This window comes from Streptomyces sp. NPDC096324 (assembly GCF_044763015.1).
GTDB lineage: Bacteria > Actinomycetota > Actinomycetes > Streptomycetales > Streptomycetaceae > Streptomyces.
Window position 1 is genome coordinate 435,748 of record NZ_JBIWFK010000008.1, and the last position, 22,247, is coordinate 457,994.

At 70.9% G+C, this 22,247-nt stretch carries 20 protein-coding genes; 10 read left to right on the top strand and 10 right to left on the bottom strand.

The features are described from left to right. Positions 1-38: 38 nt before the first annotated feature. The 4 genes from ACIQ7M_RS24410 to ACIQ7M_RS24425 all read right to left on the bottom strand — a co-directional run bounded on the left by ACIQ7M_RS24410 (position 39) and on the right by ACIQ7M_RS24425 (position 5,255). Positions 39-2,762, bottom strand: a complete 2,724-nt coding sequence (locus ACIQ7M_RS24410; protein ID WP_403647904.1) for a cation-translocating P-type ATPase — start codon at positions 2,760-2,762, stop codon at positions 39-41. Position 2,763: 1 nt separating this feature from the next. Next, positions 2,764-3,729 carry a polyphosphate kinase 2 family protein gene (locus ACIQ7M_RS24415; protein WP_386984602.1) on the bottom strand — a complete coding sequence of 322 codons (966 nt, stop codon included), beginning with the start codon at positions 3,727-3,729 and terminating at the stop codon, positions 2,764-2,766. 41 nt (positions 3,730-3,770) lie between these two features. After that, positions 3,771-4,274: a three-helix bundle dimerization domain-containing protein gene (locus tag ACIQ7M_RS24420; protein WP_403647908.1), complete on the bottom strand. Its 504-nt coding sequence runs from the start codon at positions 4,272-4,274 to the stop codon at positions 3,771-3,773. Positions 4,275-4,802: 528 nt separating this feature from the next. Further along, positions 4,803-5,255 (bottom strand): phospholipase, encoded by a 453-nt coding sequence (locus ACIQ7M_RS24425; RefSeq protein ID WP_389845594.1) that lies wholly within the window; start codon positions 5,253-5,255, stop codon positions 4,803-4,805. A 306-nt stretch (positions 5,256-5,561) separates the two neighbouring features. Between ACIQ7M_RS24425 and ACIQ7M_RS24430 the strand changes: the two genes are divergently transcribed. The 4 genes from ACIQ7M_RS24430 to ACIQ7M_RS24445 all read left to right on the top strand — a co-directional run bounded on the left by ACIQ7M_RS24430 (position 5,562) and on the right by ACIQ7M_RS24445 (position 8,177). After that, complete coding sequence (locus ACIQ7M_RS24430; RefSeq protein ID WP_386984596.1) at positions 5,562-6,008, top strand: SRPBCC domain-containing protein; 447 nt, start codon at positions 5,562-5,564, stop codon at positions 6,006-6,008. Continuing rightward, complete coding sequence (locus ACIQ7M_RS24435; protein WP_403647913.1) at positions 6,005-6,358, top strand: ArsR/SmtB family transcription factor; 354 nt, start codon at positions 6,005-6,007, stop codon at positions 6,356-6,358. The genes ACIQ7M_RS24430 and ACIQ7M_RS24435 overlap by 4 nt, the downstream gene beginning before the upstream one ends. 297 nt (positions 6,359-6,655) lie before the next feature. Further along, entirely contained in the window at positions 6,656-7,255 is a 600-nt protein-coding gene (locus ACIQ7M_RS24440) for a cysteine hydrolase family protein (protein ID WP_386984592.1), read from the top strand. Between the two features lie 10 nt (positions 7,256-7,265). Further along, positions 7,266-8,177: a GlxA family transcriptional regulator gene (locus tag ACIQ7M_RS24445; RefSeq protein ID WP_403647916.1), complete on the top strand. Its 912-nt coding sequence runs from the start codon at positions 7,266-7,268 to the stop codon at positions 8,175-8,177. A gap of 17 nt (positions 8,178-8,194) precedes the next feature. On the opposite strand, the gene nhaA is transcribed toward ACIQ7M_RS24445, so the two are convergent. Continuing rightward, positions 8,195-10,096, bottom strand: coding sequence for a Na+/H+ antiporter NhaA (nhaA, locus tag ACIQ7M_RS24450; protein WP_403648195.1), 1,902 nt, complete (start codon positions 10,094-10,096; stop codon positions 8,195-8,197). 172 nt (positions 10,097-10,268) lie between these two features. On the opposite strand from nhaA, the gene ACIQ7M_RS24455 reads away from it, so the two are divergent. Continuing rightward, the gene (locus ACIQ7M_RS24455) at positions 10,269-12,656 is read left to right on the top strand and encodes an ATP-binding cassette domain-containing protein (protein ID WP_403647919.1); all 2,388 of its coding nucleotides are present in this window, start codon (positions 10,269-10,271) and stop codon (positions 12,654-12,656) included. A 102-nt stretch (positions 12,657-12,758) separates the two neighbouring features. On the opposite strand, the gene ACIQ7M_RS24460 is transcribed toward ACIQ7M_RS24455, so the two are convergent. Together ACIQ7M_RS24460 and ACIQ7M_RS24465 are read right to left on the bottom strand one after the other, a co-directional pair. Next, positions 12,759-13,241, bottom strand: coding sequence for a potassium channel family protein (locus ACIQ7M_RS24460; protein WP_403647922.1), 483 nt, complete (start codon positions 13,239-13,241; stop codon positions 12,759-12,761). Between the two features lie 179 nt (positions 13,242-13,420). After that, on the bottom strand, positions 13,421-14,650 hold the full coding sequence (locus tag ACIQ7M_RS24465) for an epoxide hydrolase family protein (protein ID WP_403647925.1): 1,230 nt from the start codon (positions 14,648-14,650) through the stop codon (positions 13,421-13,423). A gap of 198 nt (positions 14,651-14,848) precedes the next feature. On the opposite strand from ACIQ7M_RS24465, the gene ACIQ7M_RS24470 reads away from it, so the two are divergent. Next, complete coding sequence (locus ACIQ7M_RS24470; protein ID WP_403647928.1) at positions 14,849-16,255, top strand: FG-GAP-like repeat-containing protein; 1,407 nt, start codon at positions 14,849-14,851, stop codon at positions 16,253-16,255. A 31-nt stretch (positions 16,256-16,286) separates the two neighbouring features. Here the strand turns inward: ACIQ7M_RS24470 and ACIQ7M_RS24475 are convergent, their stop codons facing one another. Next, positions 16,287-16,664: a winged helix-turn-helix transcriptional regulator gene (locus tag ACIQ7M_RS24475; RefSeq protein ID WP_386984580.1), complete on the bottom strand. Its 378-nt coding sequence runs from the start codon at positions 16,662-16,664 to the stop codon at positions 16,287-16,289. A gap of 107 nt (positions 16,665-16,771) precedes the next feature. Here ACIQ7M_RS24475 and ACIQ7M_RS24480 point away from each other — a divergent pair, with 107 nt between their 5' ends. Continuing rightward, positions 16,772-17,137 (top strand): DoxX family protein, encoded by a 366-nt coding sequence (locus ACIQ7M_RS24480; protein WP_403647931.1) that lies wholly within the window; start codon positions 16,772-16,774, stop codon positions 17,135-17,137. A gap of 121 nt (positions 17,138-17,258) precedes the next feature. Here the strand turns inward: ACIQ7M_RS24480 and ACIQ7M_RS24485 are convergent, their stop codons facing one another. Further along, complete coding sequence (locus ACIQ7M_RS24485; RefSeq protein WP_403647934.1) at positions 17,259-18,431, bottom strand: amidase domain-containing protein; 1,173 nt, start codon at positions 18,429-18,431, stop codon at positions 17,259-17,261. Positions 18,432-18,521: 90 nt separating this feature from the next. Here ACIQ7M_RS24485 and ACIQ7M_RS24490 point away from each other — a divergent pair, with 90 nt between their 5' ends. The 3 genes from ACIQ7M_RS24490 to ACIQ7M_RS24500 all read left to right on the top strand — a co-directional run bounded on the left by ACIQ7M_RS24490 (position 18,522) and on the right by ACIQ7M_RS24500 (position 21,000). Continuing rightward, positions 18,522-19,478, top strand: a complete 957-nt coding sequence (locus ACIQ7M_RS24490) for a GlxA family transcriptional regulator (protein ID WP_403647937.1) — start codon at positions 18,522-18,524, stop codon at positions 19,476-19,478. Between the two features lie 117 nt (positions 19,479-19,595). Further along, on the top strand, positions 19,596-20,594 hold the full coding sequence (gap, locus tag ACIQ7M_RS24495; RefSeq protein WP_386985064.1) for a type I glyceraldehyde-3-phosphate dehydrogenase: 999 nt from the start codon (positions 19,596-19,598) through the stop codon (positions 20,592-20,594). A gap of 88 nt (positions 20,595-20,682) precedes the next feature. Then, the gene (locus ACIQ7M_RS24500) at positions 20,683-21,000 is read left to right on the top strand and encodes an antibiotic biosynthesis monooxygenase family protein (protein ID WP_403647941.1); all 318 of its coding nucleotides are present in this window, start codon (positions 20,683-20,685) and stop codon (positions 20,998-21,000) included. 59 nt (positions 21,001-21,059) lie between these two features. On the opposite strand, the gene ACIQ7M_RS24505 is transcribed toward ACIQ7M_RS24500, so the two are convergent. Beyond that, a complete protein-coding gene (locus tag ACIQ7M_RS24505; RefSeq protein WP_403648198.1) occupies positions 21,060-22,241 on the bottom strand; it encodes a hypothetical protein in 1,182 nt (393 codons plus the stop codon). Between the last annotated feature and the right edge of the window lie 6 nt (positions 22,242-22,247).

The following is a 22,247-nucleotide window of genomic DNA, read 5'->3' on the forward strand; positions in this document are numbered from 1 at the left end:
TCGCGCCGGCGGTTTCCTGCGGCGAGGAGCCCGCGTGCTCAGCCGGTGCGCCGCGCTCTGCGGGCCAGGAGCTTACCCACCTCCCACACGACCAGGAGAGCGACGGCGGACAGCAGGGCCCAGCCGAACTGCCGCAGGTCGATCTCGGTGGTGCCCAGGATGCGGCGGAACCCGTCCATCTGCGTCACCGCGACCGCGAGGACGAACTGCGCGAGCGCCGTCCAGTTCATCTGCTTGCTGTCGAAAGTGCTCGGCGTCAGCACCGACTCCGTCTCGCTGCGGCACTCGAACGCGGCCACGATCAGACAGAGCGAGAACGCCGTGAACGCGATCGAACTGCCGATGCCGACACTGTCGTAGCGGGATTCGCCCAGCTTGATCAACCCGAGCAGGATCAGGGTGATCGCCAGACCGCTCAGACCGACGGTCACCATCACCGGCCGTGTCAGCACCGACTCTCCCCGAGGCCGTGGCCTGCGCCGCATGAGCCCCTCGCTCTCCTGGTCGAAGCCGAGCGCGAAGCCGAACGAGGCGTTGACCACGAAGTGGATCCACAGCACCTGCGGCGGCGTGAAGGGTTCACCGGCCGCGATGTTGAAGATGGTCGCCCCGAGGAAGGTCAGGACGAACGTGACCAGCAACAGCAGCACGAAACGGATGTACTTGGTGAGGTTGTCGTAGAGCTTGCGGCCCTGTTCCACCGCGTAGACGATCGTCGTGAAGTTGTCGTCGGACAGGATCATCCGCGCCGCGTTCTTCGCCACGTCCGTACCACTGCCCATGGCGATGCCGATGTCGGCGGCCTTGATGGCGGGGGCGTCGTTGACACCGTCGCCGGTCATCGCGACGACGGCACCCTTCTTCTTGAGCGTGTCCGCGAGCATCACCTTGTGCTCGGGCGCGACCCGTCCCACCACACCGATACCGTCGATACGGGCCAGCCGCTCGCTCTCCGGCAGCGCGGCGAAGTCGGCGCCGAGGACGGCCTCGCCGGGAATGCCGAGCTGCCGGGCGATGGCGGCACCCGTGGTGACGTCGTCCCCGGTCACCATGCGGACCCGGATGTGGGCCGCCTGGGCGCTGGCCACGGCGGCCTTGGACTCCTCACGCGGCGGGTCGACCATCCCGACCAGACTCGTCATCCGCAGCCCGGTGACATAGCCCAGCAGGTCTCCGTCCGGATCGAACTCGGCCGGGTCCAGGTCCCGGGTGGCCGCCGCCATCACCCGGCGTCCCTCCCCGCCCATGCGCTCGCCCTGCTCGTCGGCCCGCCGGCTGAGCTCCGCGTCCCACGGGACGGTCGTGCCGCCCGACAGCGCGCTCGTCACGCGGGCCTGCACCGCCGGGGCCGCGCCCTTGACGAAACAGCGCACCACCGGGCGCCCGGCCGCGTCGACCGCGGAGTTGAAGGTGGCCATCAGCTTGTAGCCGGGGTCGAAGGGCAGTGTGGCGAGCCGGGGCAGCCGTTCGCGGGTGGCCTCGATGTCCAGCCCCGCCTTGTGGGCCAGCACCAGGAAGGCGCCCTCGGTGGGATCGCCCACGACCTCGCCGTCCACCAGCTTGCCGTCGTTCGCCACGAGGTACGGGAGGATCGCCTCCTCGATGCCCTCGGAGGAACCCGCGGCGTGATGGATCCGCCCTTCGAGGCCGTAGCCCGTGCCCGAGACGGTGTAGCGGTCGGCGGGCGTCACCACCTCCACCGCCGTCATCTGGTTCATGGTCAGGGTGCCGGTCTTGTCCGAGTTGATCGCCGACGTGAACGCCAGGGTCTCGACGGACGGCAGCTCCTTCACGATCGCGTTGCGCTTCGCCAGACTGAGGCTGCCGACGGACAGGATCGCCTGCGTCACCGTCGGCAGGGCCTCGGGGATGGCGGCGATCGCCAGCGAGACCGCGCTGACGAACAGGGCGTCCCACGCCTGGTCGCGGCGGTACCCGAGCGCGAACATCACGATCATGGTCAGGCCCGCGGCGGCCGTGATCCACAGCGTCAGCGTGTCCAGCTCCTTGGTGAGCGGCGCCTCCTCCCGCTCGGTCGCCGACAGCATCTCCGAGATCTTTCCGAGTTCGGTGCCCTCACCCGTCCCGGTCACGATCACGAGACCGCTGCCGTGGGTGACCGGGGTGTGCATGAACGCCATGTTCGACTGGTCCCCAGGACCCAGCAGGACCTTCGGCAGGGTCGCGGAGTCCTTCGACGCGGGGACGCTCTCACCGGTGAGCGCCGACTCGTCGATCTGCAGCGCGTGGGCCTCGACGATCCGCCCGTCCGCCGGAACCTGGTCCCCGGCGGAGATGTGCAGGACATCGCCGACGACCACCTGCTCCGCCGGGATCTCCGACTCGCTCCCGTCACGCCGCACCCGGGCCGTCGCCGTGAGCATGGACTGGAGCGCGTTCATCGCGCTCTCGGCCTTCCCCTCCTGACGCAGGCCCACGACCGCGTTCAGCAGGGTCAGCAGCACGAGGAGGATCGCGGTGCTCCACTCGGCGATCGCCAGTGAGACGACCGCGGCCACCAGCAGGACGACCTGCATATAGCTGCGGTACTGCTCGACGAACCGCCGCCACGCCGGCTTCGACTTCTCCTCCGGCAGCGTGTTCGGCCCGTTCTCCGCCAGCAGTTCCGCGACCCGGGCCGCGGTGAGTCCCGAGGCGGGGTCGACACCGAAGGCCGACGCGACGTCCTGTGGCTCACGCGCGTACCAGAGCTCCGGAGCGACACGCTCCGGAGCCTTCGGGCCGCTCGACTGCATCACCATCTCAGCTCTCCGATCCGGATCCGGTGCGTCCCCGCCGCCGGGCCGCGTACGGATCGGCCGGCGCGCCCTTGGGAGCGTCGGCCTCCAGTTCCCGCCGCGCGGCCCGGAGATCCTTGCGCGCCTTCTTGCCGACCACCGGGAAGGCGGGGTCGATGTCCATGAGCGTGTGCACCAGTACCGCCGCCGTGGCGATCCGCGCGAACCACTTCCGGTCCGCCGGGACGACGTACCAGGGCGCCCACGGCGTACTCGTGTGCGAGAGCATCTCGGAGAAGGCGTGCTGGTACGCGTCCCAGTACCGGCGCTCCCGGACGTCGGCGGCGGAGAACTTCCAGTTCCGCTCCGGCACGTCGAGCCGCTTCATGAAACGGGTGCGCTGCTCCTCCTTGGACAGGTTCAGGAAGATCTTCACGACCTTGAACCCGTTGTCGGTCAGGTAGCGCTCCCAGTCGTTGACGGCACGGTAGCGGCGGTCCCAGATGTCCCGCCCGCGCACGTCCTCGGGCAGTCGCTGGCGGTCGAGGACCTCCGGATGGACCCGGACGACCAGCACCTCCTCGTAGTGCGAACGGTTGAAGATCGCGATGTCACCGCGGGCGGGCAGCCTGGCGGCGTACCGCCACAGATAGTCGTGGTCGAGCTCTTCCGTGGAGGGCTGTTTGAAGCTGCTGACCTTGACGCCCTGGGGGTTCACCCCGCTCATGACGTGCCGGATCGTGCCGTCCTTGCCTCCGGCGTCGAGCGCCTGGAGACACAGCAGGACGCCGTACGTGTCCTGGGCCGCCAACCGTTCCTGATACTCGGCGAGCAGTGACACGCCCGTGCGCAGCAGCTCCACCCCCTGCTTCTTCTTCAGACCGCCCTTGTAACGGGGGTCGAAGTCCTCGCCCAGGTTCACCCGTGACCCCGGCTCGACCCGCAGCGGCTCGATGAGCTTCGCGACGCGCGCGGCCCTGGCATCCGTCATGACGACCCGCCTCTTCTCCTGTCACGGTGAGCGCCGCGCGGTCACCGGCCCTCACCGACACCACCCAGGTCGGACGCGGACGCCGGCGCGGGACGCAGCCTGGCGGGCAGCCACCGGCCGAGCAGGGGAGAGCGGCGCGGGCTCCCGGCGGACCGCTCAGCCGTTCCCGCCGTTCGCGGCTCCCCGCTCCCCGGGTCGCCCACGGAGGCGGGCGAGGGGGCGGCCCCCTCCCCGGCGAGGCCGGCGAGCAGCGCGCGGACCCGGCGCTCGACCAGAATGGGGACGTACGTCCTGACCTTGGCCTGCTGGAAGGGGCCGCGGGCCGTCGCGATCACCTGGTCCACGACGGACGGGGCGACGGAGGGGTACGCGGCCTTCATGCGCGCGGTCAGGTGACGAAGGGCGGCCGCCTCGTCCTGGCGGACGTCCTCGGCAGCCGTGGGGTCCGCTGTCGCGAGGGTCTCCGCGGGCGGGGCGGGAGCGCGGCTCGCTCCCTGGGGTGCCCTGTTCTCGTCGGCCGCGGCTTCCGGCTCGTCCGTCTTCATAGTTTCGACCACCCGCGCGCTCGCAAGTCCCGAGCCACACGGGGCGGCGACCGCAAGGCCCACGGTCACGATCCGGCTGCCCCGAGAACGGCTCGACGGCCGGGTTACGAGGCCGTCCCACTCATTCTGAGTCCGCCCGGTCGAAACCGCCTGACGGACCGGGTCCGCCCGGGTCCGGACCGCAGCACAGACGGGCGGCTCTCGCCGGGTGCCAGGGATCGAGGGTCGGCGCTCGCGGGGCGCGGCGGTGTGCGACGACCCGTGCCACCCGACCCGCGCCCACGACGGTGACACCCCCCGAGCGCGTCCGGTGGACGACACGGGGGAGGGCATGCCGAGGGACGGCGGGGCGGGTGGCGGGGGTGTGCTCCGGCGACCTGGCGGGCGTCGATCAACCTGACGGACCGGGGATCCGGCGATCCGTCATCGACCTTGAGGTGGCCGGGAGTTGGTTCACATCAGAGGGTGGTGCGGGCGGACACATGTCATCAACGGCTCGTACGGTGTCCGTCGTTCATGGGCAGGGCCTCAGCCGAAGACCTTGACCGCCTGGTAGTAGGTCCACGCGGTGCTGTCGCAAGAGACCTTCGTGGCGCCGCTGTAGTTGGCGCAGACGCGCCCCAGGTCCGCGTAAAGCATGCTGTCGAGACGGGACTTGTTGGCATCGAAGGTGCCGGCGGCCTTGTAGTTGCGATAGCCGAAGTCGTGGCGGGCACATGAAGTGGCGAAGGGGAAGCCGAACGGGTTGTCCGGCGACGTGGAGCAGTAGTCGGTGGACCAGTCGAACGCGTAGGCCGACCAGGCGGACTGGTTCCCGCGGGCGGCGACCCAGGCGTTGTAGCTCGACGCGCTGGTCTGGGTCCAGTTGGACAGGACTTGGGGCTTGTCGGCAGGCGCGGCGCTAGCGGCTGTGGCGGTCGCCGTGACGGCCACCAGGGCCATGGCCGAGGCGGCAAGGCCGGTGGCGAGTCTTCGGTGCATCCCAACACCTCCATGAGGCTGCGACCCGCCCATCGGGCAGCAGGTTCATGACAGGAATGATCGGCACCGCGACCCTCTTTGACTAGTGCCTGGACCCCAACAATCAATTAACTCAGTGGAGTTGGGGGGACATGTTTCATCCCTGCGACCACCATGGCGGCCTATGGCTGGATGTGTTCCTTCGGGTTGAGGCTGTCCCGGTCGGATCCCATTGGCGTACCCATGACGTGCAACCGCAGAGTTGCTATGGAGTGCGTGATGTGCAACCCTGGAGTTGCATCATTGATGGCTTCGAAGGAGTACGTCATGACCGAGGACCGGATCGAACGCGAAACCCTGATCGAAGCGCCCCTGGAGCGGGTCTGGCCACTGGTCGCCGTGCCCGGATTCTGGGTGGCCGACGAGGACAGCCTGCCCACCACCGAGGGCAGGGCGGGCGAGTCGACCGTGGTGAAGAACGCCCAGTACGGCGAGTTCCCGGTGCGGGTGGAGAAGGTCGAGCCGCCCACCTACGTCGCCTACCGCTGGACCAGCGCGTTCCCTGGAGCCCCGCTGAGCGACGCCAACAGCACACTGGTCGAGTTCACCCTGATTCCGGAGGGCGCGAGCACGCGGCTGCGCGTCGTCGAGAGCGGCTTCGCCGCGCTGTCCGGCTCTCCGGAGCTGCGCCACAAGGCCCACGAGGACAACACCAACGGCTGGCCCCAGGTCCTGGAGGCGTTCAAGAAGCGCGCCGCCCAGCCGTCGGTGTGACCGAGGAACGAGGCGAGACCGAGGAGGTCGACGGCGTCCTCGCCGCGCTCGCCGATCCGACGAGGCGGCACCTGCTCGATCTGCTGGCGGCCCGGGGCGAGATCACGGCCACGAGGCTGGCCGAGGAACTGCCCGTCTCACGGCAGGCGGTGGTCAAGCACCTCGCCGTGCTGGACGCGGCCGGGCTCGTCACCGGACGCCGGGTGGGGCGGGAAGTGCGGTACGCGGTACGGCCGGCCGCGCTGAACGCCACCGCACAGTGGATGTCCGCGCTCGCCGCCGACTGGGACCGGCGCCTCGCGCACGTCAAACACGTCGCCGAGGCCGCGGAGCGCGCCGCGCGCGGGTGATCGCCCTGGAGCGGTTCCCCGCCGCCCGGCTCCGGGCGGCGGGGAACACCTTCATGCCCTCTGTTCATGGGCAGGGCTCTCGGGTGTTCATGTCCGTCCCCTGTTCATGGCTCCGCCGCCCTCATGTTCATGTGCCCGGTCCATGTGCCCCGTTCATGTGTCGGGTCCGTGTGCTCAGTCCGTGTGCACAGTCCATGTGTCCGGTTCCCCGGCCCCGGACCGGTGTGACCGGATCGGTCCGCACCCGGACCCGATGAGGTCTGTCCCCCCGACGTGCGCGCCGGTCAGAGTGGGGACATGACCCGAGCACTGATCGTCATCGACGTCCAGGAATCCTTCCGTGCGCGCCCCCTGTGGGAGACCATCTCCGACCCGAAGATCGCCGACCGGGTGGACCGGCTCGTCCGGCTCGCCCGCCGGGCCGGCGACACGGTGGTGTGGGTGCTGCACTCGGAGCCCGGCAGCGGCGACGTCTTCGACCCCGCCCTCGGCCACGTCCGGCTGATGGACGAACTTCGGCGCGAGGACGGCGAACCACTGATCCACAAGACCTCGCACAACGCCTTCACCACCACCAACCTGCAACAGCTCCTCACGGAACGCGGCGTCCGCGAGCTCACCGTCTGCGGTATCAGGACCGAGCAGTGCGTGGAGACCACCACCCGCCTCGCCAGTGACCTCGGCTACCGGGTCACCTTCGTCACCGACGCCACCGCCACCAACCCCATCCCGCACCGGGACGCCCCGGCCGGGCAGAGCGTGGCGGACCTGCTCGCCGACCCCCGCACCCTCGCGGCCGAAGACGTCATCAGGCGCACCGAATACGCCCTCGCCGGGCGCTTCGCCACCATCGCCACGGTCGACGAGCTGGAGACCGCCGCCGCGTCTCGGGCATGATGACCGGATCGTGAGCCACATCGTCTTCTTCCTGGTGCCCGGAGTACATCTGCTGGACCTGGCCGGCCCCGCGCAGGTCTTCTCCACGGCCGCCGACTTCGGGCACCCCTACACCCTCGGCTACGTCGCCGAGCAGCCGCACGTCGTCACCGCCCAGGGGCTGCCGCTGGTGGCCCGGACCGAGTGGCCCGAGCTCGGCCCCGAGGACCTGGTCGTCGTGCCCGGCTGGCGCGCGCCCACCCTCGGCGACGGCCCTTCCATCGGCGAGGCCGCCCTCCAGGCACTCCGGGACCACCACGCGCGGGGCGGCACCGTCGCCAGTGTCTGCGCGGGAGCCGACGCGCTCGGCCGGGCCGGACTGCTCGACGGACGACGGTGCACCACCCACCACGACGTCCAGGACGAACTCGCCCGCCGCCACCCCCGGGCTGACGTGGTCCGCGACGTCCTGTACACACAGGACGACCGGGTCGTCACATCGGCGGGCATCGCCAGCGGGATCGACCTCGCCCTGCACCTGATCGCCGGCCGGCACGGCCCGGCGGTGGGCGCGCAGGTCGCCCGGGACATGGTGGTCTACGCCCGGCGCAACGGCCATGAACCCCAGGCCAGCGCGATGCTCCGGCACCGGTCCCACCTGGACGACACCGTGCACCGCGCCCAGGACCTGCTCGACGCCCGCTTCGACCGGCCGGTGCCGCTGCCGGAACTGGCCGCCGCCGTGGGAGTCAGCGAACGCACCCTCACCCGGCTCTTCACCCGTGCCACCCAGGGCCTCACACCGCTGCGCTATCAGCACGCCCTGCGGCTGGAGCGCGCCGAGCACCTCATCAGCCACGGCGTCACCGTCGACGCCGCCGCCCGCGCCGTGGGCTTCGAGGACGCCCGCATGCTGCGCCGTCTGCGGGCCCGCGCGACCTGAACCCCGTCGAGCGGACCTCAGGGCTCCTGTCCCGCGCCCGTCAGCGTCGTCCGCTGCCGCGCGGCACGGACGGCCGCGGTCAGGGAGACGATGTCGTACGCGCCGTAGTGGCGGCGGCCGTTGACGAAGAACGTCGGCGTGCCCGAGACACCGCTGAGGTCCGCCGACTCGACGTCCATGGCCACCCGGGCCGCGCTCGCGCCGCCCCGCAGGTCCTCCCGGAAGCGGCCGCTGTCGAGGCCCAGCCGGGCCGCGTACCGGAACAGGTCCTTCGGTCCCAGGTCGCCCTGATGTCCCATGAGGAGGTCGTGCATCTCCCAGTAGCGGTCCTGGTGGGCCGCGGCCTCGGCGGCCTGCGCGGCGAGCTGGGCGTTGGGGTGCACATCGGAGAGCGGCAGATGGCGCCACACGTAGCGGACGTCCCCGAAATCGGCGAGCAGTTCGCGCACCACCGATTCGGCGAGACCGCAGTACGGACACTCGAAATCGCCGTACTCGACGAGCGTCACCGGCGCGTCGACCGGCCCGCGCACATGGTCGCGCTCCACGTCGACCGGTTCGCTCAGATCGACGATCGTCTGACCGGTACCGAGGAGCGCCCGCGCCCGGGAGCGTCCGCCGAGGGCACCGATCACCAGGGTGACGACCCAGGTGAGGAGGAACGAACCGGCGACCGCGGCCAGAATGCCGATCTTCGCCTGCTCCAGCCGGTCGCCGTCGAAGGCCAGCGACGCGATGAGCAGTGCCACGGTGAAGCCGACGCCCGCCAGCGTGCCGCCCGCGGTGATCGAGCCCCAGCCGACGGGCGGGTGCAGACGTCCACGGCCGAGGCGCGTGGCCAGCCAGGTGCCGCCGATGACGCCGACCGGCTTGCCGAGCAGGTAGCCGAAGAAGATGCCGAGGGTGACCGGTGAGGTGAAGGCCTCGGCGAGCTGATGGCCGCTCAGGGAGATGCCGGCGTTGGCCAGGGCGAACAGCGGCACGATCACGTAACTGGTCCAGGGATGGAACATCTGCTGGAGCCGTTCGTTCGGCGAGAGCGTCGAGGCGAGGCCGCGGCGCACCGTGCGCGCCAGCTCCGGCGTCGGCTGTTCGCGAAAGCGCCGGAACAGTCGGCTCGCGCGCTCCAGATCGCTGCGCTCGGCTGTGTACGCGTAGGTCAGCATGCCCATCGCGAGACCCGTCACCACCGGGTCGACACCCGACTTCAGGAGCGCCACCCAGATCGCCACACCCAGCACACCGTACAGGGACGGAATCCGGGCCCCGATCGTGCGCCGCAGCAGCAGGACGACCACGAACAGGCCGAGCGCCGTCAGCAGCGCGGGCAGCGCGATGGTGTCGCTGTAGGCGAAGACGACGACGGCCAGGGCCAGGAAGTCGTCCACGACGGCGATGGTGAGCATGAAGACCCGGAGGCTGTTGGGCAGACGGTGGCCGAAGACGGCGAGCATGCCCAGGGCGAAGGCGGTGTCCGTCGACATGGCGGCACCCCAGCCGTGCGCGGCCGAGCCGTGGCCCGAGGTGATCACCAGGTACACGACGACGGGGACGACCATGCCGCTGAGGCCCGCCAGCAGCGGCAGGGTGACCCGGCGCCGCTCGCGCAGCTCGCCCAGGTCGAACTCGCGCCGCGCCTCCAGACCCACGACGAAGAAGAACAGCGTCATCAGCCCGCTGTTCACCCACTCGCGCAGGTCCAGCGACACCCCGCCCGACCCGACGCGGATCGACAGCTCGGTGCCCCACACCGACTCGTACGAGCCGGGAGCGATGTTGGCCCAGGCCAGGGCCAGCAGGGTGGCGGCGAGCAGCACGGCGGCGCTGCCGGTCTCCGTGCGCAGGAACGCGCGCAACGGGCTGCGGGCGCGCAGAGTGCACTGGGTCTGGCCTGAGAGGGGCGACGCGTCGGACGGCATGGTCATCCTCCGATTCTCGCTCCCGACCCGGTCAGGATTCGAGAAGCGCCGACGGCCGTGCCTCCCCTAGCGTGGCGCGTGAACGGTGTCCTCCCGCGTGAAGCTGGTTGGATCGAGTCAGGCGATGCCGGTGGGACCGCGAGGGCGGCCCCACCCGACAGATGGAGACACGATGAGCAAGGCCACGAGGACGGACCCGGGGCCGTCCGCGCCGCATGGTGCCGACAGCCACGATCTGATCCGGGTGCTCGGCGCGCGCGAGAACAACCTCAAGGATGTCAGCATCGAGATCCCCAAGCGCCGGCTGACGGTCTTCACCGGCGTGTCCGGCTCGGGCAAGAGCTCCCTGGTGTTCAACACGATCGCCGCCGAGTCGCAGCGGCTGATCAACGAGACCTACAGCAGCTTCGTGCAGGGTTTCATGCCCACGCTCGCCCGGCCCGAGGTCGACGTCCTCGAAGGTCTCACCACCGCGATCATCGTCGATCAGCAGCGGATGGGCGCCGACCCCCGGTCCACGGTCGGTACCGCCACCGACGCCAACGCGATGCTGCGCATCCTGTTCAGCAGGCTCGGCAAGCCGCACATCGGCCCGCCCAGCGCGTACGCGTTCAACGTCCCCTCGGTCAGCGCGAGCGGTGCCATCACCGTGGAGCGCGGCGCCAAGAAGGCGGTGAAGGCGACCTTCAACCGCACCGGCGGCATGTGCGTGCGCTGCGAGGGCCGGGGCACCGTCTCCGACATCGACCTCACCCAGCTCTACGACGACTCCAAGTCGCTCAACGACGGCGCGATCACCATCCCGGGCTACGGCTCGGACGGCTGGAACATGCGGCTCTACAAGGAGTCGGGCTTCGTCGACCCGGACAAGCCGATCCGCAAGTACACCAAGAGGGAGTTGCACGACTTCCTCCATCACGAGCCGACCCGCATGAAGATCGCGGGCATCAACATGACGTACGAAGGGCTCGTCCCGCGGATCCAGAAGTCGATGCTCTCCAAGGACAAGGAGGCGATGCAGCCGCACATCCGGGCGTTCGTGGACCGGGCCGTCGCCTTCACGGTCTGCCCCGAGTGCGAGGGCACCCGGCTCAGCGAGGGCGCCCGCGCGTCGAAGATCAAGCGGATCAGCATCGCGGACGCCTGCGCCATGCAGATCAGCGACCTCGCCGAATGGGTCCGGGGCCTCGACGAGCCCTCGGTGGCGCCCCTCCTCTCCGCGCTCCGGCAGACCCTCGACTCGTTCGTCGAGATCGGCCTCGGCTACCTCGCCCTGGACCGCCCGGCGGGCACGCTGTCCGGAGGCGAGGCGCAGCGCGTGAAGATGATCCGCCACCTCGGCTCCTCGCTCACCGACGTCACCTACGTCTTCGACGAGCCCACCGCAGGTCTGCACCCCCACGACATCCAGCGGATGAACGACCTCCTGCTGCGCCTGCGGGACAAGGGCAACACCGTGCTCGTCGTGGAGCACAAGCCGGAGACCATCGTGATCGCCGACCACGTCGTCGACCTCGGGCCCGGCGCCGGGACGGGCGGCGGTTCCGTCTGCTTCGAGGGAACGGTCGAGGAACTGCGGAAGGGCGACACCGTCACCGGCCGCCACTTCGACGACCGGGCCAAGGTCAAGGAGACACCGCGCGAGCCCACCGGCACGCTGGAGATCCGCGGCGCCTCGGCGAACAACCTGCGTGACGTGGACGTCGACATCCCGCTCGGGGTGCTCGTCGTGGTCACCGGCGTCGCGGGCTCCGGAAAGAGCTCCCTGGTGCACGGTTCCATCCCGGCCGACGAGGGCGTGGTGTCGGTCGACCAGGCTCCGATCCGCGGTTCGCGACGGAGCAACCCGGCGACCTACACCGGTCTGCTCGACCCGATCCGCAAGGCCTTCGCGAAGGCCAACGACGTGAAGCCGGCGCTGTTCAGCGCCAACTCCGAGGGCGCCTGCCTCACCTGCAACGGCGCCGGTGTCATCTACACGGACCTCGCCGTGATGGCCGGCGTCGCCACCACCTGCGAGGACTGCGAGGGCAAGCGGTTCGACGCCTCGGTCCTGGAGTACCACCTCGGCGGCCGCGACATCAGCGAGGTCCTCGCGATGTCGGTGGACGAGGCCGTGGAGTTCTTCGGCGCCGGGGAGGCGCACACGCCGGCAGCGCAGCGCGTCCTCGCGCGGCTCGCCGACGTCGGGCTCGGCTATCTCACCCTCGGCCAGCCGCTCACCACGCTCTCCGGCGGCGAGCGACAGCGGCTCAAGCTCGCCACGCACATGGCCGACAGGGGCGGCGTGTACGTCCTCGACGAGCCGACCACCGGCCTGCACCTCGCCGACGTGGAGCAGTTGCTCGGACTGCTCGACCGGATCGTCGACTCGGGCAAGTCGGTGATCGTCGTCGAGCACCACCAGGCGGTCATGGCACACGCCGACTGGATCATCGACCTCGGCCCCGGGCCCGGCCACGACGGCGGGCGGCTCGTGTTCGAGGGCACTCCGGCCGACCTCGTCGCCGCCCGCTCCACCCTCACCGGCGAACACCTGGCGGCGTACGTCGGCGCCTGACCGAGGCCGGGGCATCTGGTTCCGGGCTGCGGGCTGCGGGCTGCGGCTACGGGCTGAGGGCTGAAGGGTCTGGGCTCCCTACTCCGTGCTCCGTGCGACGGATCACCCGTCGTACGGAGGCCCGGTGCCCCCCGCGCCCGGCTCAGGCGCGTTCTGCTGGAGTCTGCCCCGCTGGACCGCCGACACCAGGAGCCGGGCGGCCACGCCGATCAGCAGGACGTTCACCACCATCTGCCCCGTGACGAGTAGCCGGGCCGCCTCGGTGTGCGGGGTGATGTCCCCGAAGCCGACCGTGCTGAAGACCGTCACGGTGAAGTACAGGGAGTCGGTCCGCGAGAGCGTCTCGCTGAAGCCGCTCGCCGCGCCGCGCCCCATCAGATAGTAGGTCGTCGCGAACAGGAGGATGTAGAGCGGGGCGGTGGTCGCCAGCGCCTCCATGGCCCGCAGTTCGGGCCGCGGGGCCAGGGTGATCTCGCGGATCTGCCAGGCCAGGAGCAGCGCCACCGCCATGATGCCGCCGACGAGAACGAGGATCGTGGCCAGGTTGAAGGTCCTGTCGAGCGGGAGCAGGTAGTAGGCGGCCACGAGAATGGCCGAGGTGAGAAGTGATCGCAGGCCGGAGCGGATCGCGTCGCGATGACTCCTCCACGAAACCCTGCCCACCGCTGTGCCCGCTGCCTTCCGCCGTGACCGTGCGACCGTGCCGGCTCGTGGACCCAACCTCGCCGGTACCGGTGCCCCGACGCCGTAGACACACCCAGTGGTCACCGGGATGGCGGTGTCTTTCGCCAGGCGCCGGACGCGGACTCCGTGCCAGGCCGGTCGGTCGTCGCGGCCCGGTAGGGGCGGAAGAACGCGCGCAGTTCCTCCGCGTAGATCTCGGGTTCCTCGAACGGGGCGAAATGCCCGCCGCGGGCCGGCTCGGTGAGATGGGTGAGATTCGTCGTCCGCTCCAGCCACGCCCTCGGCGGGCGCACCAGGTCGGCGGGGAAGAGGGCGAATCCCGAGGGCACCTCGACCCGGCGGGCCAACTGGGCGGGCGGGATCGCCGCGTTCGCGCTGTACATGCGCATCGACGAACCGATCGTCTTCGTGAGCCAGTACAGCGTCACGTTCGTGAGGATCTCGTCCTTGGTGAAGGACCGCTCGACATCGCCGTCGCAGTCGCTCCACGCCCGGAGCTTCTCGACGATCCAGGCGGCGAGCGCGGCCGGCGAGTCGGTGAGCCCCACGGCGGCCGTCTGGGGTTTCGTGCGGTGCATCGCGGCGTACGCGCCCTCGGCACCGCCCCAGGCCGCGGCCCGCGCCATCCACGCGCGCTCCTCGGGCGTGAGTTCGGCGGGGTCTCCGGCGAACACGGGCAGACCACCGTCCATGCGGTGGACGGCCACGACACGGCCGGGATGATCGAGTGCCAGGTAGCGGCTCACATGGCTGCCGATGTCGCCGCCGGCCGCGCCGAAACGCTCGTACCCGAGGACGTCCATGAGATCGGCCCACAGACCGGCGACGGCGATCGAGTCGAGCGGCGGGCCGGTGGGGCGGTCGGAGTGCCCGTAGCCGGGCATGTCGGGGACGATCACATCGAAGGCGTCGGCCGGATCGCCGCCGTACGCGCCGGGATCGGTCAGCAGCGGGATCACCTTCGTGTACCGCCAGAACGAGTCCGGCCAGCCGTGGCTGAGCACCAGCGGCAGGACGGGCCCGGCCGGTGCGACGGCCCGGGCGTGCACGAAGTGGACGCCGAGTCCGCCGAGCCGTACACGGAACCGGGGGAGCCGGGCCAGCTCCGCCTCCCGGGCCGGCCAGTCGAACCCGTCGGCCCAGTACGCGACGAGCTCGCGCAGGTATCCGAGGTCCGTCCCGAGCGACCACCCGGCGTCCTCGGGGGCGTCCGGCCAGCGTGTCGCCCGCAGCCGTGAACGCAGGTCGTCGAGCGCGGCCGGGTCGGTCCGCGCGGTGAACGGCTCGGGGCGGGGCGGGACATCGGACATGCGTCGCATCCTAGGGAGCGGGCCGGCCGACTCGCGGGCGCCGGGGCTCGCGGCGGCCGCGCGCCCCTCCGGACGGTCGCGTCACGGTGAATCCGGGGTGAAGGGGCGGCGTACAACCATCGATGGCGTGCGCGGGTCTTGTCGGACACCGGGCGTCGGGACGACCGACGCACGATCACCGTCCCCAAGGGGTTGGCCATGTCCTCGCGAAAGCTCCGCCTGCCCGTGGCCGCGGCCGCGGCCGTCGTCCTGTCCGCCACGGGCGCCGCCCCTGCCGTGGCCTCCCCGGCGAACGCCTCCTCGGGTGCCCCCACTGCCGCCGTACCGGGGTCGGTGCGGGCCGACTTCGACGGTGACGGATATCCCGACGTGGCGATCGGCGCCCCGGGCGGCACGGTCAACGGCCGTTCCGGGGCGGGATACTTCACCGTCGTCTACGGCATGGGCCAGGGCCCCGACGGCGTCAAGCGCCAGGTGATCAGCCAGAACCGCTACGGAATCCCCGGCACGGCGGAGGCGGGCGACCGCTTCGGCAGTGACCTGACCGCGGCGGACCTCGACGGCGACGGTTACACCGACCTCGTCGTCGGATCTCCCGGCGAGGACGTCGGCGGCGCCCGCGACGTCGGACGGCAGACCGTGCTCTGGGGCAGCGTGGGCGGGCTCATCACCGCGGCCGTCGCCGGCGAGGGCAGGGCGGCGACCCGGGCCGGCGACTTCGACGGGGACGGTCATCCGGACCTCGTGACGGCGTACGAGACGCGGTACGGGCCCATCAGCCGTGCCGGTGTCCCGGCCCGCACCGGCCCGCTCGTCGACACGGACCTGCGCATCCACGCGATGGCGGCGGGCGACGTGGACGGCGACGGCAGGACCGACCTCGTCGTCAGCGGCGGCTCGTTGGACTCGGACGGCGGCACGGTCCCGCCGCCCCGCCTGCGGTTGCTGCGGGGCACCGAGGACGGCCTCGTGGCGGGTCCGTTCATAGCCACCGCCGCCGACACCGCGTCCGCGGACAGCATCGCCCTCGGCGACATCGACCACGACGGCCGCCTGGACGTCGTCTTCGGCCGCAGCACCGCCACCGGCGGCGGGCTCGTGGGCACCGTACGGGGCACGCGGGACGGATTCGCGGCGCGGGCCACCCTGATCGGCCAGAACACGCCGGGCGTTCCCGGCACGGGGGAGAGCGGCGACCGCTTCGGCACCGACGTCTCCGTCGGGGACGTCACCGGTGACGGATACGCCGACGTCGTCGCCGGGGTGCCCGGGGAGGACCACGCCGGACGGACCGACGCCGGCACCTTCGCCGTCCTGAGGGGGAGCCGGACGGGCCTGTCCGGCAACGCCGTCCAGGTCTTCAGCCAGAACACGGCCGGGGTGCCCGGCACGGCCGAGAACGGCGACGCGTTCGGCGGCGGCACCGCCGTCGTCGGCGGGTACGTCCTCGTGTCGGCACCGAAGGAGAACAGCGGCTCCGGAGGTGTCTGGGTCTTCCCCGGCATCGCCTCGGGCATCACGGCGACGGGATCGGTGAGCTACGGACCGCACACCCTCGCCGCGCCCGAGCCCGGCGCGAACCTGGGGGCCGCCTTCCAGCGCTGAGCCCGGTGACACCCCTGGCCCCCCACGGGCATCACCCCGCCCGGTCCTCGTAGGCGGCCCGGCCGGCCTCGATCTCCGCGATGTGCTCGATCGCCCAGCCGGCCAGCGCGAGGGCCGGCGGAATGAGGCTCTCTCCGGTGGGGGTCAGCGCGTACTCGACGCGGGGCGGGACCTCGGCGTACGCCGTCCTCGACACCAGGCCGTCGCGCTCCAGGTTCCGCAGGGTCAGCGTGAGCATCCGCTGCGAGATGCCGGGAATCTGCCGCTGCAGATCCGTGAAGCGCAGCCGGCCCTGTTCGAGGGTCGTCACGATCAACAGCGTCCACTTGTCGCAGATCCGGTCGAGGACGGCGCGGATCGTCCGGCCGCCGTCCCCGCGGATCATGCAGGTGTGCTCGTACTGCGACACGACAACTCCCTGTGGGTAGCGCACATCCATGTGCCTTTTGCAGACCCCCCGACAGTGACCCATCATGGGGCAACTTACGTCTGGTAACCATTGTGCGAGGGACCGCCATGAGCATCGCCTACTGGATCGTCGCAGCACTGCTGGCGGCCTTCTACCTCTATGCCGGAGGCATCAAGATCCTGCGGAACCAGGAGCAGTTGCGGCCCATGATGGGATGGGTCGACACCATACCGATGCCGGTGGTGAGGCTCATCGGGACGCTGGAGGTCCTCGGCGCGGCAGGCCTGATCCTGCCGCCGCTCACCGGGATCGCGCCCTGGCTCGCCGTCACCGCCGCGACGGGTCTCGTCCTGATCCAGGTCGGCGGCATCACCGTCCACCTCTCGCGCGGCGAGGCACGGATGATCGGACTCAATGTCGTCCTGCTGGCCACTGCCGCGGCGGCCGTCTGGCTGGGGACCACCTGGCTCTGAGCGGTCCGGTCCGCCGTGCACGACGGGACCGGAGCGTTCCGCGGGGTGCGATGCCCGCGGAAACGCGAAGGGCGGGAGCCCGGCACGTGGTGCCGGGCTCCCGCCCCGAGGACGCGACCGCTCAGGTGCGGTACGCGTAGTACGCGGCGTTCGGGTACGACGCGATGATGCTCGCCAACGACCGGTTGTAGGTGTTGGTCGAGTGGTACGACACGTACGGCACACCCTGCGGGCTGCGGTACGTGACGATCATCGTGTGGTCCTTGGACCCGTCCTTGTTGAAGTCCATCTGGATGACGTCACCGACGTCGGCCTGATAGACGTTCGCGAGGTTCGTCGTCCGCTTCGAGGACAGGGCGAACCACGAGAACTCGTTGACGCCGACGAACGAGTCCGACTGGATGTCGGCGTTGCCGAACCACTTGTGGAAGTCGTTCACGTAACCGGGAACGTGCTTCCAGCCGCCCGCCTTCAGGGACTGGCTGACGAAGTTCGTGCAGTCTCCGCCCGCGCCCTCCCCGTTGAAGTTCGGGTAGGCGGGGTTGTAGTCCTTCCAGTACTTCGCGGCGTACGCGGCCATCGCCTTGTAGTCGTAGCCGGAAGCCGTGAAGTTCTTCGGCTTGGCCGGCGCCGGCTTCGTGATGGCGGCACGGGTCGCCGCGGGCGGCGTGGTGTCACCGGTCATCGGCGTGGCGACGAACGTCGTGGCCTCGACCTGGTTGACCGCGACCCCGTCGTCCGTGTCCTGGACGCCCGTGAGCTGCCAGTCGCCCTTGTGGTCGGCCTTGAACGTCAGCGTGTGGTGCGCCTCGAAGCCGGTGGTCTTCGGCTCGGTGCCCGTCGCCTTGTCGTAGGCCAGCGTCGTCGTCTCGGTGACGTCGACCGTGGCGTTACGACCCTTCACCCGCGTACGGTCCAGCGACACCGTGGTGTTGGCCGAACGGTACTTCTCGCCGAGCTCCGCCAGACGGGCCTTGCGGCTCTCCAGCTTCGTCAGCGCGGACTTCTCGGAACGCGACTGGGCCGAGGACAGGCGTACGTCGCCGGAGAACCGCGACGTCTTCCGCTTCGATCCGTCGTCGCCCACCAGGGCGTCGGTACGGTCGGTGAAGACCGCGTCCGCCAGCCGCTGGAAGGTCGCCTTCGTTGCCGCGTCCACCTTGGGGTCGGCGTTGACACTCGCCGCGCCCGCGGACCAGTTGGGCAGCAGGGCTGCGCCCGCGACGACCGAGGCGGCCGCCGCGGTGACTATGGTTGCGCGTTGCCGCTTACGGCTCAGTTTCCTTGATTTCAATGGGGATCCCCTCTACACCGGTATTCAATACCGGAGCCGCATCCTCGCACGACGTGTGTGGCTCCTGTGAAGGGGGTTACGCTCTTCACCGTGTCGGCATCTCCCTTGCACCGCGTCGCCGTTCTCGTGCTCGAGGGGGCCAAGCCGCTCGATGTCGGCATCGCCGCACAGGTGTTCACCACCCGGGCGAGCATGCCGTACGAGGTGAGGGTGTGCGGCGCGGAGCCCGGCCTCGTCACCGGCGGCGACGGCCTCTCGTACCACGTCGCCCACGGCCTCGAACAACTCGCCCGGGCCGAACTCGTCTTCGTCCCCGGCTACCGGTCACCGGACCGCGAGGACCCGCCACCCGCCGTCGTCGCCGCGCTGATCGAGGCCCATGAGCGGGGCGCGCGCCTCGCGGCCATCTCGACGGGCGCGTTCGCGCTCGCCGCCACGGGGCTGCTCGACGGCAGGCGGGCCACGACGCACTGGCACTACACGCGGGCGCTCGCGGCGAAACACCCGCTCGTCAACGTCGACGAGAACGTCCTGTTCGTCGACGAGGGGAGTGTGCTCACGTCGGCGGGCGCCGCCTCCGGCATCGACCTGTGCCTCCACATCCTGCGCGGCGACCTCGGGGTGGCCGCCTCCAACCACGCGGCCCGCCGCCTGGTCGCGGCCCCCTACCGCAGCGGCGGCCAGGCACAGTACGTCCCGCGCAGCGTCCCCGAACCGCTGGGCGAACGGTTCGCCGCCACCCGCGAATGGGCCCTGCACCGGCTCGACGAGCCGCTCTCCCTGGAGGCGCTCGCCGAGCACGCGGCCGTCTCGCCGCGCACCTTCTCGCGGCGCTTCGCGGAGGACACGGGATACACGCCGATGCAGTGGGTCATGCGTGCCCGCATCGACATGGCCCGCGAGCTCCTGGAGCGTTCGCAGTGGAGTGTCGAGCAGATCGCCGCAGGCGTGGGCCTCGGCACCGGAGCCAACCTGCGGCTGCACTTCCACCGGATCCTCGGCACCTCCCCGAGCGAGTACCGGCGCACCTTCACCAAGGGCGAATAGCCCGCCACGGACCCTCCCCGGCCGGTTGGCGCGATCCTTGCGGACCATGGCGATCTCGCCGCTGTCACCGCCCGGCACCGCGCGCGAGTCTTGGAGGGAGCCGAAGGGACAACAATCATGACTCGTATCGCCATCAATGGATTTGGCCGCATCGGACGCAACGTGCTGCGCGCCCTGCTCGAACGCGACACGGACCTCGAAGTCGTCGCGGTGAACGATCTGACCGAGCCCGCCGTCCTCGCGCGGCTGCTCGCCTACGACTCGACCTCCGGCCGGCTCGGCCGCCCGGTGACCGTCGACGGGGACACCCTCGTCGTCGACGGCCGGCGCATCAAGGTGCTCGCCGAGCGCGAACCGGGGCAACTGCCCTGGGCCGAGCTCGCCGTGGACGTCGTACTGGAGGCCACCGGCCGCTTCACCTCGGCGAAGGCGGCCGGAGCGCACCTCGACGCCGGTGCGCGGAAGGTGCTCGTCAGCGCGCCCGCGGAGGGCGCCGACGTGACGCTGGCGTTCGGTGTCAACAACGACGCCTACGACCCGGCCGTGCACACGATCGTCTCGAACGCGTCGTGCACGACCAACGCGCTCGCCCCGCTGGCCGCGGTGCTCGACGACCTCGCCGGCATCGAGCACGGCTTCATGACGACGGTGCACGCGTACACCCAGGAGCAGAACCTCCAGGACGGCCCGCACCGCGACGCCCGGCGGGCCCGTGCGGCCGCCGTCAACATCGTGCCGACCACGACCGGTGCCGCCAAGGCGATCGGCCTGGTGCTGCCCAACCTGGAGGGCAAGCTGTCGGGCGACTCGATCCGGGTGCCGGTGCCGGTGGGCTCGATCGTCGAGCTCAACACCACCGTGGCCCGTGACGTGACCCGTGACGAGGTCCTGGCGGCCTACCGCGCCGCGGCGGAGGGCCCGCTCGCCGGTGTCCTCGAATACTCGGAGGACGCGCTCGTCTCGTCCGACATCACGGGCAACCCGGCCTCGTCGATCTTCGACTCGGCGCTCACCCGTGTCGACGGCCGCCACATCAAGGTGGTCGCCTGGTACGACAACGAGTGGGGCTTCTCCAACCGCGTCATCGACACGCTCCAGCTCCTCAGCGCCGGCTGAGCGGGAACCGGGGCGAGGGGGCCGTCCGTGCGGGGGCATCGGGCGGCCCCTGATCCATGTGCCGTCCGCGGTGCGGCAGGATGGGGGCATGAGCGTAGTCAAGATCAACGTCCTGACCGTCCCCGCCGAGCAGCGGGAAACCCTCGAGAAGCGCTTCGCCTCGCGTGCCGGCGCCGTGGAGAGCTCCGACGGCTTCGAGTGGTTCGAGCTTCTGCGCCCCGTCGAGGGCACCGAGGACTACCTGGTGTACACGCGCTGGCGTGACGAGGAGTCGTTCCAGGCGTGGATGGAGGGCCCGATGAAGTCGGCCCACCAGGGCGGCGGCGACCGCCCGAAGCCCGCCGCGAGCGGGTCCTCGGTCTGGTCGTTCGAGGTCGTGCAGCAGGCGGCGCCCAAGAGCGCCTGACACCCGCCGCGCCAGGATCGTGTGCCCCGCACCGGGGATCGGGTGCGGGGCACGTTCCGTCACGGGATCCCGACCTCGAAGAGCACGTACCCGGCGTAGGAGCCCGAGGCGAGCGCCGCGACGGTGAGGACCGTGCACAGGACCGGGGTGCTGAGCCGGCGCATGGCGGTGGCGCAGGGGATGAGGAGCGGGAACGCCGGGAGCAGGTAGCGGGACACGTTGCCGAAGATCTGCTGGCTGCCCAGGACGAGCGCCATGGTCAGCAGGGTGCTGACGGTCAGCACGAGCGGCGGGCGCAGCCGGAACAGCAGGGGCAGGGCGATCAGGGCCAGCAGGACGGTGCCGGCGGCGATGACGTCCTCGTGGGGGTAGGCGAAGAGGTAGTCGTAGCGGCCGACCATCAGGGACGAGAGCACCTTGACCGTGTGCCGTCCGTAGTCGAACGAGTGGGCCCAGGCCTTGTCCTGGAGCGTGAAGTACCCGCCGTAGTCGCCCATGCGGTGCCCCACCCAGCCGAGGTAGCCCGCCAGCCCGACGGGGGCGATCAGCACGGCCGCCACCGGGCGCAGGACCGCGTCCCGGCGCCGTGCTCCGTCCGGGGCGGGGCGGTCCCCCCAGCGGCGCACCGCGCGCCGGTGCCGGACCACCTCCATGAGCGCGGCGAGGGCGAGGGCCGCGATCAGCGCGGTGGCCGTCGGCCGGGTGAGGCCCGCGAAGCAGGTCAGGAGGCCCGCGGTGAGCCAGTTCCGGCGCATCACGGCGTAACAGGCCCAGGCGGCGAGGGCGACGTAGAGGGACTCCGAGTAGCCCGACCACTCCACGCCGGAGCCTGGCCACACGGCCCACAGCCCGGCGGCCGCCAGCCCGGCGCGCCGGCCGCTGACGCGGGCGGTCACGGCGTGAATGCCCAGCACGGCCATGAACGAGGCGGCGACGGAGACCACCAGGCCCGCGCCGAGCAGCCCGAGCCCGGTGCAGGAGGACACCAGGCGCATCAGTGCCGGGTACAGCGGGAAGAACGCGGCGGAGTTGCCCTCCAGGGTGATCAGGCCGGTGGCACCGGGTACCGGCACGAGCGCGGGATGGTAGCCGTGCGCGGCGATCTGCTGGTACCACCAGCCGTCCCAGGTGGCCAGGACGTCCCAGACGTGGGCACCGCCCCCGAAGCGGGGGTTCTTCCGGCGGAAGTCCCCGGAGGAGTCCAGCAGGTACATGAACACGCAGAAGCCGACGAGCTTCATCGCGCC